Here is a 13448-nt window from a genome sequence, read left to right on the forward strand (position 1 = left end):
ATAGCGTCATTATAATGACGCCTGTTCATGCCTGCGCTTGTTGGCAACGTCCGTTGTAATCAGGAAATTTCATGGAAAATCAACCTAAGTTGAATAGCAGTAAAGAAGTTATCGCATTTCTGGCCGAGCGTTTCCCGCAGTGCTTCAGCGCGGAAGGCGAAGCTCGTCCCCTGAAAGTCGGTATTTTTCAGGATCTGGTGGCACGTGTTGAAGGGGAAATGAACCTCAGCAAAACTCAGCTGCGTTCCGCCTTACGTCTTTATACTTCGAGCTGGCGTTACCTGTACGGTATCAAACCTGGCGCGACTCGCGTGGATCTCGACGGCAACCCTTGCGGTGAGCTGGACGAGCAGCACGTTGAGCATGCGCGCAAGCAGCTGGAAGAAGCCAAAGCACGCGTTCAGGCACAACGTGCGGAACAGCAAGCGAAAAAACGCGAAGCCGCCGCGGCAAACGGCCAGGAAGAAGCGCCTCGTCGTGAGCGTAAACCACGCCCTGCGCCGCGTCGTCACGATAATAACGATCGCAAACCGCGTGCAGACAAACCAGCAGCAAAAGCCCCACGTGCGCCTCGTGAAGAGCCGCGCCATACTCCGGTTTCTGACATTAACGCCCTGAGCGTCGGTCAGGCACTGAAGGTAAAAGCGGGTAACAATGCTATGGACGCCACCGTACTGGAAATCACCAAAGATGGCGTTCGTGTACAGCTGACTTCTGGTATGTCAATGATTGTACGCGCAGAACACTTGTTGTTCTGAAACGGAGGCCAAGCCTGGCATGAACACTTTTTTTAAGCTCACCGCGCTGGCGGGTCTGTTTGCTATAACAGGTCACGCTTTTGCAGTGGACGATATCACGCGTGTTGATCAAATTCCGGTACTCAAGGAAGAGACGCAGCACGCGACGGTGAGCGAGCGCGTGACCTCACGTTTCACCCGTTCGCACTATCGTCAGTTCGATCTCGATCAGGCCTTTTCGGCCAAAATCTTTGACCGCTATCTGAACTTGCTGGATTACAGCCATAACGTTTTGCTCGCCAGCGATGTCGAGCAGTTCGCTAAGCGAAAATCCGAGGTGGGTGACGAGTTGCGTTCAGGCAAGCTGGATCTGTTCTACGATCTCTACAACCTGTCGCAAAAGCGCCGCTTCGAACGCTATCAGTACGCGCTGAAAGTGCTGGAACGTCCAATGGACTTCACCGGCAACGACACCTTCAATCTGGACCGCAGCAAAGCGCCCTGGCCAAAAGATGAAGCCGAGCTGAATGCGCTGTGGGACGGCAAAGTTAAATACGACGAACTGAGCCTTAAGCTCACCGGCAAAGACGAAAAAGAGATCCGTGACACGCTGACGCGTCGTTACAAATTTGCCATTCGTCGCCTGGCCCAGACCAACAGTGAGGATGTCTTCTCGCTGGCCATGACGGCCTTTGCGCACGAAATCGATCCGCACACCAACTATCTCTCACCACGCAACACCGAACAGTTCAATACCGAAATGAGCCTGTCTCTGGAAGGTATCGGCGCGGTGCTGCAGATGGACGATGATTACACGGTGATCAATTCGATGGTAGCGGGTGGCCCGGCATCTAAAAGCAAAGCGATTAGCGTTGGCGATCGTATTGTGGGTGTGGGACAAACCGGCCAGAACATGGTCGACGTGATCGGCTGGCGTCTTGATGACGTGGTTGCGCTAATCAAAGGTCCGAAAGGCAGCAAGGTTCGTCTGGAAATTCTGCCAGCCGGAAAAGGCACCAAAACCCGTATCGTTACCCTGACCCGTGAGCGTATCCGTCTGGAAGACCGCGCGGTGAAAATGTCGGTGAAAACCGTGGGTAAAGAGAAGGTGGGCGTCCTGGATATTCCTGGCTTTTACGTCGGGCTGACTGACGATGTGAAAGTTCAGCTGCAGAAGCTTGAAAAGCAGAACGTCAGCAGCATCATCATCGACCTGCGCAGTAACGGCGGCGGGGCGCTGACGGAAGCGGTTTCTCTCTCTGGCCTGTTCATCCCATCTGGCCCGGTGGTTCAGGTGCGCGATAACAACGGTAAAGTGCGCGAAGATGCGGACAATGACGGTGTGGTCTACTATAAAGGCCCGCTGGTTGTTCTCGTTGACCGCTTCAGCGCTTCCGCGTCTGAGATCTTTGCCGCAGCCATGCAGGACTACGGCCGTGCGCTGATCGTCGGTGAGCCAACCTTCGGGAAAGGCACTGTTCAGCAGTACCGTTCTCTGAATCGTATTTACGATCAGATGCTGCGTCCGGAATGGCCTGCGCTGGGCTCGGTTCAGTACACCATTCAGAAATTCTACCGCGTAAATGGCGGCAGTACGCAGCGTAAGGGCGTCACGCCGGACATCATCATGCCGACTGGCACCCAGGAGACGGAAACCGGCGAGAAGTTTGAAGATAACGCGTTGCCGTGGGACAGCATCAATGCCGCGACCTACGTGAAAGCGGGTGATATGATGCAGTTTGGCCCTGAGTTGCTGAAGGCGCATAACGACCGCATCGCGAAAGATCCGGAGTTCCAGTACATCATGAAGGACATTGCGCGATTCAATGCTCTGAAGGATAAGCGGAATATTGTTTCTCTGAACTACGCTCAGCGTGAAAAAGAGAACAACGAAGACGATGCAACCCGCCTGGCGCGTATCAACGATCGCTTCAAGCGTGAAGGCAAGCCTCTGCTCAAGAAACTGGACGATCTGCCAAAAGATTACCAGGAGCCGGATCCGTATCTCGACGAGACGGTACATATCGCTCTCGACCTGGCGAATCAGGAAAAAGAGAAACCTGCCGTACAGCCCGCTCCGGCAAAATAACCTCCCAACAGGCACAAGACATTGTGCCTGTTTCTTTTTGTACTTTATCCTTCCGTCAGTCAGATTTTCAATTGTGTAAAGTTGTGTCTTTCTGGTGACTTACGCCCGCCGGATGCTTGAAAATAGCCGCAATACCCATACGATGTGGGTAATCGCATAGTGCGTTTTGTTAAACTGAGGTAAAAAGAAAATTATGATGCGAATCGCGCTCTTCCTGCTCACCAACCTGGCGGTGATGGTGGTTTTCGGGCTCGTGCTAAGCCTGACAGGAATTCAGTCGAGCAGCGTTCAGGGTCTGTTGATTATGGCGCTGCTGTTTGGTTTTGGTGGCTCGTTCATCTCCCTGCTGATGTCGAAGTGGATGGCACTGAAATCGGTAGGGGGTGAGGTCATTGAGCAACCCCGTAACGATATGGAACAGTGGCTGATGAATACGGTGGCTCAGCAGTCCCGTCAGGCCGGGATCGCCATGCCGCAGGTGGCCATTTACCATGCTCCGGATATCAACGCGTTCGCCACGGGGGCCCGTCGCGATGCGTCACTGGTTGCTGTCAGCACCGGACTGCTGCAGAACATGAGCCGTGACGAAGCCGAAGCGGTTATCGCCCACGAAATTAGCCATATCGCTAACGGTGACATGGTGACCATGACCCTGATTCAGGGCGTGGTAAACACCTTCGTGATCTTTATCTCCCGTATTCTGGCGCAGATTGCCGCGGGCTTCATGGGCGGCAACCGCGACGAAGGTGAAGAGAGCAACGGCAACCCGCTGATCTATTTTGCTGTGTCGATGGTTCTGGAACTGGTATTCGGTATTCTGGCGAGCATCATCACCATGTGGTTCTCTCGTCACCGTGAATTCCACGCGGATGCCGGCTCTGCGAAGCTGGTTGGTCGTGAGAAGATGATTGCCGCGCTGCAGCGTCTGAAAACCTCCTACGAGCCGCAGGAAGCGAACAGCATGATGGCCTTCTGCATTAACGGTAAATCCAAATCGCTGAGCGAGTTGTTTATGTCTCACCCGCCGCTGGATAAGCGTATTGAAGCGCTGCGCAGTGGGGAATACCTGAAGTAACGCAACAAAACACAAAAAGCCGGGCGGGAGAACACTCCGCCGGCTTTTTTTATGCCTGAACCCTGGGCTGGGTCACCCGCAGGCCGCTGACGACCGCCGCGAGGGTGGCAAGGGCGCCTGCGGTGAGGAGCGCAAGGTGGTTACCGTTTTGTCCGGCAAGGTTAAACATCAGGGCGACCAGTGCCGCACCGCTGCTTTGGCCCAGCAGACGCGCGGTTCCCAGCATACCGCTTGCCCCACCGCTGCGATGCCGTGGTGCTGAGGTGATAATGGTGTGATTATTGGGGGACTGGAACAGGCCAAACCCTGCGCCGCAGAGGATCATGCGCCAGATGATGTCCAGATCCGAAGGCGACGAGGGCAACAATGCTAACGCGAAAAGGCCTGTCGCCATCACCGCCAGCCCCAAAGCGCCCAATAAACCGGCATGAACGCGTTCAATTAAATAACCTGCCAGCGGTGCCATCACCATTGTCGCCAGCGGCCAGGGGGTGAGCAGCAGCCCGGTTTCCACTTCTGAACGGCCAACTACGCTCTGCAGAAAGAAGGGCAGGGAGACCAGAGCCAGCATCTGGGCGCAGAACGAGCAGACAGACGTGCAGATGGAGAGCGAAAAGAGGGGAATACGCAGCAGGTCAACGGGCAGCAAAGGAACTGGCAGGGTGAGCTGGCGGCGTACAAAGAAGAAGCCGATCGCCAGCAGGGCGATGAGCTCCGCGGCGGTAATCATCAGAGATTGTCCCTGGGCAAAGCCGCTCAGCGCCGTAATCAGCAGGCCGAAGGTCAGGGCATTCATCACCGCACTTGCCACGTCGAAGCGCGGCATGCTGCTTTTGGGACCGTTAGCGGGAAGAAAGCGCAGGGCAAAAAAGATGGCGACGATACCCAGCGGCACGTTAATGGCGAACAGCCATTGCCATGACGCAACGGAGAGGATCGCCGCCGCAATGGTTGGCCCGGCGGCAGAAGAGACAGCGACAATAAACGAGTTTATCCCCATTCCGCGCCCCAGATGACGCTGCGGATAAATCAAGCGGATCAGCGCCGTGTTTACGCTCATGAGCGCCGCGCCGCCAAAACCCTGCGCAATACGCGCAAGCGTCAGGGTATGCAGTGAATCTGAAAGGGCACAGAGCAGGGAGGTAAAAGTGAAAACTACCAGGCCGCACTGATATACCCGGCGGTAGCCGAACATATCGCCGAGGAAAGAGAACGAGAGCAGTGACACCACAATCGCAATCTGGTAGGCGTTAACAATCCAAATCGAACTGGCGGGTGAGGCATGCAGGTCGCTGGCGATGGTTGGCAGGGCAACGTTTGCAATCGCGCCGTCAAGGACGGCCATTGAGATACCGATAATGATGGTCGCTATTGCGCCATACCGTTGGGGTAATGGCAGGCCATCAGAAAGATTTTTTTCCATCAGGAGTAAAAAGCTCAGCGTGAAATTATTCTCAGGGTAACTATTTTAGCATTGTTACAGCCGCGATATGTCGCAGATTTGTAACGAAGTAAACGCGGATTGATTGCAGGTGACATGACGGGAACTTATAATAAAAACCGGTTCTGATTTTTATAAAACACTCGCTATGAGGTGGTAAATGGCTATTGCGGATTTGGATAAACAGCCAGATTCTGTTTCTTCCGTGCTGAAGGTGTTTGGCATCTTACAGGCGCTTGGAGAAGAGCGTGAAATAGGTATTACAGAGCTGTCGCAGCGCGTGATGATGTCAAAAAGCACCGTTTATCGCTTTTTGCAAACCATGAAGTCCCTGGGATACGTTGCGCAGGAAGGCGAATCTGAAAAGTATTCTCTGACGCTTAAGCTGTTTGAATTGGGTGCGCGTGCGCTACAAAATGTTGACCTGATCCGCAGCGCTGACATTCAGATGCGTGAAATCTCTCGCCTGACCAAAGAGACCATTCATCTCGGTGCGCTGGATGAAGACAGCATCGTTTACATCCATAAAATCGACTCCATGTACAATCTGCGCATGTATTCGCGCATTGGTCGACGCAACCCGCTCTACAGTACCGCCATTGGTAAAGTTCTGCTGGCGTGGCGCGATCGCGAGGAAGTGAAGCAGATCCTTGAAGGCGTGGAATACAAGCAAAGTACCTCACGAACCATTACCAGCACGGATGCGCTGCTGACGGTGCTTGACCGCGTGCGCGAGCAGGGATATGGCGAAGATAACGAAGAGCAGGAAGAGGGGCTGCGCTGCATCGGCGTTCCGGTATTTGACCGCTTTGGCGTGGTGATCGCGGGCTTGAGTATCTCCTTCCCAACCTTACGCTTCTCCGAAGAGCGTCTGCATGAGTATGTGGCTATTCTGCACACTGCGGCACGGAAAATTTCTGAACAGATGGGATATCACGACTACCCGTTTTAATCCCTGCTGGTAGAAAAAAACGCCGCATCTGATGCGGCGTTTTTTGTATGTCATTCACCTGGCTGATTAGCCATTATCAATCACGACGGATGTTTTACGCAGTACAGGGCAGTGGGTTAAGCCAACGATCCCGCTGTCAGTATGCAGATACTGGGCAGTGCTCATTCCCTGTGCTGTGAGGTATTTACACTGAATGCCTAGCCCGGCTGCGTTTTCGGTGCTCCCCACGAGCACGCCATAGCCCGTTAACAGAAGGCCAATCCAGACAAGGGCCAGTGCAATAATTGTTCGAATGATGAATCGCATCATTACCTCTTTTATCGTTGTTATCGTAATGCTAGCGTAAAGCGTTTACGTGATGAAACAAGTGCAGGATTCTGAAAAAAAACGCGATGGAGGCACAGTTAGTCCTTGTTTAAGATAAGCGTGATAATCTCTTTACATCAGGTCCTTAGACGGAGTGTGGAGTGAAAAAAATACGCTGGGTAATTCTGATTATCGTGCTGATAGCGTGCGTGGTGTTATGGACGCAGACGATCAATGTGATGTGCGATCAGGATGTACAGTTTTTTAGCGGCGTTTGCGCAATAAACAAGTTTATTCCGTGGTAATAGACATTTTTTCTCAACGTGATTTCCTTCCTTCGCGCCAGTGGTAAAATAGACGTTTTTATTGAGGTGGTGAAATGGGTGAGTTACTGAATTCAGGGCTGCTGAATATAGCATCCCTGATGATTTCTTTGGTGGTTCTGCTTGTGGGGCTGGTCATCTGGTTTTTCGTGAACCGCGCCAGTTCCCGTACTAACGAGCAGATCGAACTGCTGGAAGCGCTGCTCGATCAGCAAAAACGTCAGAATGCGCTGCTACGCCGTCTGTGTGAGGCTAACGAACCGGAAGAGAAAGACGCGCCGAAAGACGCGGTCGCGGAAGATAACAAAGACGAAGACGACTTTATCCGCCTGGTGGCTGAGCGTTAATCTTTTTGTCCTGGGAGGTGGCTGTGGTCTGGAAAAATCCCTGGTATGACCCCTCCCTGAAACATCACACCCCAAACGGTTTTTGTAATACCGATCCTGTCGGACATCAACCCGGCGACCTTGACCGTTGGCGTAAAGCGCGTAAAGAGGCTGGATTACCGAAGCCGCCCGCGCTGGGTTATGAAGACTTTATCCGCCAGTGGTGGCAACCGGTTGAGCTTACGCAACCTCAGGAAGATGGGGTATGGTGGCTCGGACACGCGAGCGTGTTGCTGCAGCTGGACGGCAATATCATCCTTACCGATCCGGTGTTTTCTCGACGCGCTTCTCCGCTGCCTTTCCTGGGACCCCAGCGTAAGACACCCCCCGTACTGTCTGTCGAGCAACTTCATCAGCTGGATGCGGTCGTCATTTCCCATAATCATTACGATCATCTTGATGACGCAACCCTTCGCCGAATCCTCAAACGCTTTCCCGACGTCAGTATTTTTGTTCCGTTGGGCCTCGCCGACTGGTTTCGTCGCCGGGGAGCAAAACGCGTGGTCGAACTCGACTGGTGGCAGAGTTTCACCTGGCAGGGGATGACGCTGACCGCCGTACCGGCACAGCACTGGAGCATGCGCACGCCATGGAACCGCAATCGTTCCTTATGGTGCGGCTGGGTGATGGAAGGACGGCATCACCGCTTCTGGTTCAGCGGTGATACCGGTTATTCACCTGAGCTGCTGTTGATTCCTGAACGCCTGGGCCAGATAGATGCCGCCGCGTTACCGATTGGTGCCTATGCCCCACGATGGTTCATGGCTGTCCATCATATGGATCCGCAATCTGCGGTGGCATTGTGGCAGCAACTGGGCTCACCTCTGGCGTTCCCTATTCACTGGGGCGTGTTTGAACTGGCAGATGAATCCTTAGATGAACCTGTGCAGGAGTTAACTCACGCACTCGATAATTTAGCACCAGTTAACCATTCTTTCAGGATACTGAAAATTGGTGAATATTTATCCTTATAAACGAAGCGATAAATTGTTGCATATATTGTTGATGTAAACGCGCGCAGGAATGTTTTATTTTTGTCGAAACGTTTTGCTTGCCTTCTTTTGATGCAGAGTCATAAAAATTTCATTATTTTGGTGCATAACGCTGTTTATTCGCTGGTGCATTTTAATACAGCTGGGAGCGGGTTATTAACACTGTTTTTTCTCTGAAACAATTTGGTCGCGTTACAATGATTTAAGCATAAGTTTTCACAAATTGTTCTAACTCAATCAAGACGTAAGATTTCTTTTCCTGTTTGCTGGACGGTTCGTAATGATTGAGCTATGTTAAAAAAGTCTTAGATTACAGCGGTTGTGAAAGCAACGCTGGGTCTTTGTTACGCAGCAGGGCTGTCTGTACGTGATGCGCATAATTGTGCAAAACCTGACAGGCACTGTTCGAATTTGTGCGGCGGATCGAGACATGTTTAAAAATGGCTTGCCATATTAAACATAGTGTGTGATAACACGTTTTGGGTCAAACGAGGTACAGTTCTGTTTATGTGTGGCATTTTCAGTAAAGAAGTCCTGAGTAAACACGTTGTCGTTGAATACCGCTTCTCTGCCGAACCTTATATTAGTGCCTCATGCAGTAATGTCTCAGTTTTATCTCAGTTAATGCCTGCGGGCTAAGAAAACACTCTAAGGAATTTTGCAAAATGGCAAAGATTAAAGGTCAAGTTAAGTGGTTCAACGAGTCTAAAGGTTTTGGTTTCATTACTCCTGCTGACGGCAGCAAAGACGTGTTCGTACACTTCTCTGCAATCCAGGGTAACGGCTTCAAAACTCTGGCTGAAGGCCAGAACGTTGAGTTCGAAATTCAGGACGGCCAGAAAGGCCCAGCTGCAGTTAACGTAACTGCTATCTGATCGAACCGCTGCTGACTGAAGTGCCCGGCACTTCACTCTCAGACATAAAGCCTCGCCTGTCGCGGGGCTTTTTTATGTCCCTTATCTTTCAAAATATTACCATCCGCGGTCTTGTTAGTAACTTGTTGCAAAGCTGCGAGGTTAGTAGCACTGTTTCGCCACCTTCTCGCCGTCTTTTCCCGTTAAATCAGGGCGTTGTTTTACAGCCCTGGGGTTCAGGTGAAGAAGACATTGATAACAGCAACTGGAAATTTCACGCCGGCGCGTTTTGCTCTGCTCTGTTTAGCTATTTTTTGTAGTCTGGCTTTTCTGCTGGGGCGCGTTGCCTGGCTGCAAATCATCAAGCCTGACAATCTGGTGAAGCAGGAGGATATGCGATCCCTCCGCCAGCTGGCGATTGATGCGCCGCGCGGCATGATAATGGATCGTGAGGGTCGCCCCCTGGCGGTGAGCGTGCCTGTCCAGGCCGTTTGGGCCGATCCGAAAACGGTGCTGGCAAAAGGGGGCGTCGGGCTTGATGAGCGCTGGCAGGCGCTGGCCAGCGCGCTGCATCTCTCCCTCGGCACACTCTCGGCACGCATCAACGCCAACCCACAGGGCCGTTTTATTTACCTTGCCCGTCAGGTCGATCCTGCGCAGGCAAAGTGGATCGACAAACTGAATCTGCCCGGCATCAATTTGCGCGATGAGTCCCGCCGTTTTTATCCTGCTGGCCATGTGGCAGCGAACCTGATTGGCTTCACCAATATTGACGGGCAGGGCATCGAAGGTGTGGAAAAGAGCTTCAACGCGCAACTCACCGGCAAGCCGGGTGTGCGTCAGGTAAGGGAAGATCGCTATGGACGCGTGGTTGAAAACCTGACCGAAATTGCGCCCGCACCGGCGCATAACATCCAGTTAAGTATTGACGAGCGGCTGCAAACCATCACCGAAGATGCGCTCGACAATGCCGTGGCCTGGAACAAGGCCGAGTCGGGGGCGTCGGTGCTCATTAATATCCCAACCGGGGAAATCCTCGCCATGGCGAGCTACCCGGATTTTAACCCCAATAATCGTGAAGGGGCGACGATAAACGATTTTCGCAACCGCGCAATCAGCGATACGTTCGAACCTGGTTCGACCGTCAAGCCGCTGGTGCTGATGACGGCCCTGCAGCAGGGGCTGGTCCAGCCGGACAGCGTGATTGACACCCACCCGTATACCCTTGACGGACATCGCATTCGCGACGTGGGCTTTTACCCTGAGCTGACGATGACCGGGATCCTGCAAAAATCGAGCGACACCGGCGTTTCCCGACTTTCGCTGGCGATGCCTGTCCAGCATCTCATCGATACCTATCGAAACTTTGGTTTTGGCACCAATACGGGGCTTGGCTTAACGGGGGAAAGCTCGGGGCTGTTGCCACAGCGTAAATACTGGAGCCAGCTCGATCGCGCAACTTTTGCCTTCGGCTACGGGCTAATGGTTACGCCGCTCCAGCTGGCCCACGTCTACGCCACGATTGGTGGGTACGGGCTTGAGCGTCCGCTCTCGATCACCCGCATCGATCCCCCCGTTATCGGGCATCGCGTCATGCCGGAAGAGATTGCCCATGAAGTGGAGCACATGATGGAGAGCGTTGCGCTGCCGGGTGGCGGAGGCGTTAAGGCTGCCGTGCGTGATTACCGGGTGGCGGTGAAAACCGGTACGGCAAAGAAAATTGACGATAGCGGGAAGTATGTCGATAAATACGTCGCCTACACGGCGGGGGTTGCCCCTGCCAGCAATCCGCGTTTTGCCCTGGTGGTGGTGATTAACGATCCGCAAAACGGGGCTTACTACGGCGGGGCCGTCTCTGCCCCTGTCTTCAGTGAGATTATGGGTAACGTGCTGCGTCTGGAGAATATCAAACCTGACGGGTTACCGGCGGGGTCCGATCACCTTATCGTCATGCGCTAACCGGGCGTTTATAACAGGGGCGAATAGCGGTACACTTCGCCCTTTGATTATGCTCCGGAGTTGCCATGTCCTTCAGCTGTCCCCTTTGCCACGCCCCCCTGACGCACTCAGACAAACGGTATACCTGCCCGCAGGGGCATCAGTTTGACCGGGCAAAAGAAGGCTACGTGAATCTTCTGCCGGTACAGCATAAGCGTTCCCGCGATCCTGGCGACAGTGCTGAGATGATGCGGGCGCGCCGTGCGTTTCTCGATGCCGGGCACTATCTGCCGCTGCGGGAGGCCGTCACGCAGATGCTCAATGATATTCTGCCTGCTTCAGCCACCGCCATGCTCGATATCGGCTGTGGGGAAGGATACTACACCGCACGGTTTGCGGAGGTTGCTCGTGAGAAGGGCGCGCAGACATTCGGTCTGGACGTGTCGAAAGTGGCCATACGCGCGGCGGCAAAGCGTTATACCGACGTGACGTTCTGCGTGGCCTCCAGCCACCGGCTGCCGTTTGACGATGCCAGCATGGACGCGGTTATCCGTATCTACGCGCCGTGTAAGGCAGAGGAGCTGGCGCGCGTGGTGAAGCCGGGCGGATGGGTGGTCACCGTGACCCCAGGCCCGCGTCATCTGATGGAGCTGAAAGGGCTGATCTACGACGAAGTGCGTCTGCATGCCCCGCATTCAGAGCAGCTGGGCGGTTTTACCCTGAAGCAGGCGGAATCAGTGGCGTACGAAATGACGCTCAAAGGGGAAGAGGCCGTCGCGTTATTGCAGATGACGCCGTTCGCGTGGCGGGCAAAACCGGAGGTGTGGGAAACGCTGGCGGCACATTCAACATTTCGCTGCCAGACGGACTTCAGCATCCACATCTGGCAGCGCGAAGATTAACCGGCGAAGTGTGCCCAGAGGATCTGGGCGCCAATGCCAATCAGCACAATCCCCCCGAGGATCTCGGCGCGTTTACCCAGCAGCGGGCCGATAAACCGTCCGACCATCATGCCCAGCGTGGACATAATCAGGGTTGCACAGCCAATAGCCAGCGCGGTGGCGATAATATTGACCTGCAGAAATGCCAGACCCACACCAACGGCCATCGCATCAAGGCTGGTGGCAATTGCGGTGGTGACCAGCAGCCAGAAGCCGTGGCGATGCTGCGGCTCCTCGTGTTCATCATCACCGCCGCGAAAACCTTCAATGACCATTCGGCCTCCGAGGAACACCAGCAGGACGAAGGCAATCCAGTGGTTCCACTCCAGCACGAACTGGCTGGCGAGCATGCCAAGTCCCCAGCCGATAAGCGGGGTCAGCGTTTCGATAGCGCCAAAAATCAGGCCGGTACGCAGGGCTTCTGAGAATTTAGGTTTGTGTAGCGTGGCGCCTTTTCCGATGGAAGCAGCGAAGGCGTCCATGGACATGCCAAAAGCGAGAAGGATCGTAGCGGAGATATTCATAACAGCGTCCAGACCGGGGATATCCATATGACACATCACTGCCCCCAGTAAACAGCAGTTGATGTATCTATGGTCTCGCCTGATCGCAATGCACATAAGATGTGCGGTAAGCGATCCGTACGTGCCACGTTTTTCAACGAGTATGTTGACACGTACATTTCCTGTGAACAGGAAATCGGCTACTCCCCAACGACGGGCGCAACCTTAACATATTTTGAGAATATAAAACAACAATGAAAAGGCATTATTTAAAACGTTTATTGATAACGATTTTCATTTGTCTTTAATCGTGAAAATATCGTTAACAAATAGCGTTCAAATTAGCGGTGGGGATATAGCTTCGGCTATGTTTCTTGCGCAAAATAAACACAGGATATAGCCGTTGCTATATATCTAACTCATTGAGTCTTAACGAGTAACTTGTATATCTTTTCCAGGTCATCAATATTCTTCACCCGAATAAGCAGGCGGCGTTGTTCTAATTGCATCACCAGTACACCGTCTTCGGATAAATTCATCTCTTTAATACGGTTATATTCTATCCATACATTGGCAAAGAAGAATCCGTGGGATTTAAAAATGATTTTTGGCGTGCGGATCCAGAACAGATAAATCGCCATTAATTCCAGCGCACATAATAACCATGTGGTTAATAATGCACCATGGCTGGTGACGTTATTGTAAATAAGAATGGCGATGAGACCCACGAAGATAAAGGCATCCACGCGCCCGCGTCGTAGCAGGGGAAGGGAGAGCAGCGTCTCGCCGTGACGGCGGGGCATAATGAACTCGTCATAGATCGCGTAAGCCAGAAGGGCAACAACAAATAAAACCAGTACGATGTCCGTGACAGTCATTCATCCTCCAGATAAAAAAAACCGGGGGCAAGC

The 13448-nt window shown here is 53.1% G+C and carries 14 protein-coding genes, 1 pseudogene and 1 riboswitch; of the genes and pseudogenes, 11 read left to right on the top strand and 4 right to left on the bottom strand.

Annotated elements, in window-relative coordinates; translation table 11 throughout:
• Positions 1 to 71 precede the first annotated feature (71 nt).
• The 3 genes from proQ (at position 72) to htpX (ending at position 3901) form a co-directional block, all read left to right on the top strand.
• Positions 72 to 758, top strand: coding sequence for an RNA chaperone ProQ (gene proQ / locus BMW97_RS00315; RefSeq protein WP_014884292.1), 687 nt, complete (start codon positions 72 to 74; stop codon positions 756 to 758).
• 19 nt (positions 759 to 777) lie between these two features.
• Positions 778 to 2826, top strand: a complete 2049-nt coding sequence (prc, locus tag BMW97_RS00320) for a carboxy terminal-processing peptidase (protein ID WP_045908228.1) — start codon at positions 778 to 780, stop codon at positions 2824 to 2826.
• Positions 2827 to 3019: 193 nt separating this feature from the next.
• Positions 3020 to 3901 carry a protease HtpX gene (htpX, locus tag BMW97_RS00325; protein WP_014884290.1) on the top strand — a complete coding sequence of 294 codons (882 nt, stop codon included), beginning with the start codon at positions 3020 to 3022 and terminating at the stop codon, positions 3899 to 3901.
• A 49-nt stretch (positions 3902 to 3950) separates the two neighbouring features.
• Here htpX and BMW97_RS00330 read toward each other — a convergent pair whose 3' ends face one another.
• Positions 3951 to 5324, bottom strand: coding sequence for an MFS transporter (locus BMW97_RS00330; RefSeq protein ID WP_045908229.1), 1374 nt, complete (start codon positions 5322 to 5324; stop codon positions 3951 to 3953).
• Between the two features lie 178 nt (positions 5325 to 5502).
• Between BMW97_RS00330 and kdgR the strand changes: the two genes are divergently transcribed.
• The gene (gene kdgR / locus BMW97_RS00335) at positions 5503 to 6294 is read left to right on the top strand and encodes a DNA-binding transcriptional regulator KdgR (protein ID WP_023312208.1); all 792 of its coding nucleotides are present in this window, start codon (positions 5503 to 5505) and stop codon (positions 6292 to 6294) included.
• 66 nt (positions 6295 to 6360) lie between these two features.
• Here kdgR and BMW97_RS00340 read toward each other — a convergent pair whose 3' ends face one another.
• Positions 6361 to 6600 carry a YobH family protein gene (locus BMW97_RS00340; protein WP_045908230.1) on the bottom strand — a complete coding sequence of 80 codons (240 nt, stop codon included), beginning with the start codon at positions 6598 to 6600 and terminating at the stop codon, positions 6361 to 6363.
• Positions 6601 to 6761: 161 nt separating this feature from the next.
• Between BMW97_RS00340 and mgrB the strand changes: the two genes are divergently transcribed.
• From mgrB to rlmA, 7 genes and pseudogenes are all read left to right on the top strand, one after another.
• Positions 6762 to 6905 (top strand): PhoP/PhoQ regulatory lipoprotein MgrB, encoded by a 144-nt coding sequence (mgrB, locus tag BMW97_RS00345; RefSeq protein WP_006175995.1) that lies wholly within the window; start codon positions 6762 to 6764, stop codon positions 6903 to 6905.
• 74 nt (positions 6906 to 6979) lie between these two features.
• Entirely contained in the window at positions 6980 to 7270 is a 291-nt protein-coding gene (locus tag BMW97_RS00350) for a YebO family protein (protein ID WP_024909723.1), read from the top strand.
• A 23-nt stretch (positions 7271 to 7293) separates the two neighbouring features.
• Complete coding sequence (locus tag BMW97_RS00355) at positions 7294 to 8283, top strand: MBL fold metallo-hydrolase (RefSeq protein ID WP_045908231.1); 990 nt, start codon at positions 7294 to 7296, stop codon at positions 8281 to 8283.
• A 525-nt stretch (positions 8284 to 8808) separates the two neighbouring features.
• A pseudogene (locus tag BMW97_RS00360) lies at positions 8809 to 8953 on the top strand (DUF2627 domain-containing protein).
• Positions 8954 to 8966: 13 nt separating this feature from the next.
• Positions 8967 to 9176: a transcription antiterminator/RNA stability regulator CspE gene (gene cspE / locus BMW97_RS00365; protein ID WP_001062678.1), complete on the top strand. Its 210-nt coding sequence runs from the start codon at positions 8967 to 8969 to the stop codon at positions 9174 to 9176.
• Between the two features lie 219 nt (positions 9177 to 9395).
• Entirely contained in the window at positions 9396 to 11114 is a 1719-nt protein-coding gene (gene ftsI, locus BMW97_RS00370; protein WP_045908232.1) for a peptidoglycan glycosyltransferase FtsI, read from the top strand.
• 65 nt (positions 11115 to 11179) lie between these two features.
• Positions 11180 to 11995 carry a 23S rRNA (guanine(745)-N(1))-methyltransferase gene (gene rlmA / locus BMW97_RS00375; RefSeq protein ID WP_045908233.1) on the top strand — a complete coding sequence of 272 codons (816 nt, stop codon included), beginning with the start codon at positions 11180 to 11182 and terminating at the stop codon, positions 11993 to 11995.
• Here the strand turns inward: rlmA and mntP are convergent.
• Both mntP and BMW97_RS00385 read right to left on the bottom strand, forming a co-directional pair.
• Entirely contained in the window at positions 11992 to 12558 is a 567-nt protein-coding gene (gene mntP, locus BMW97_RS00380) for a manganese efflux pump MntP (protein ID WP_045908281.1), read from the bottom strand. The two genes, rlmA and mntP, sit on opposite strands and share 4 nt — an antisense overlap.
• A 10-nt stretch (positions 12559 to 12568) precedes the next feature.
• A riboswitch (yybP-ykoY riboswitch) is annotated at positions 12569 to 12758 on the bottom strand.
• 198 nt (positions 12759 to 12956) lie between these two features.
• Positions 12957 to 13415, bottom strand: coding sequence for a DUF986 family protein (locus BMW97_RS00385; protein WP_045908234.1), 459 nt, complete (start codon positions 13413 to 13415; stop codon positions 12957 to 12959).
• Positions 13416 to 13448: the final 33 nt, after the last annotated feature.

This window comes from Enterobacter sp. NFIX58 (genome assembly GCF_900110475.1).
GTDB classification, from domain to species: Bacteria; Pseudomonadota; Gammaproteobacteria; order Enterobacterales; family Enterobacteriaceae; genus Enterobacter; species Enterobacter quasiroggenkampii.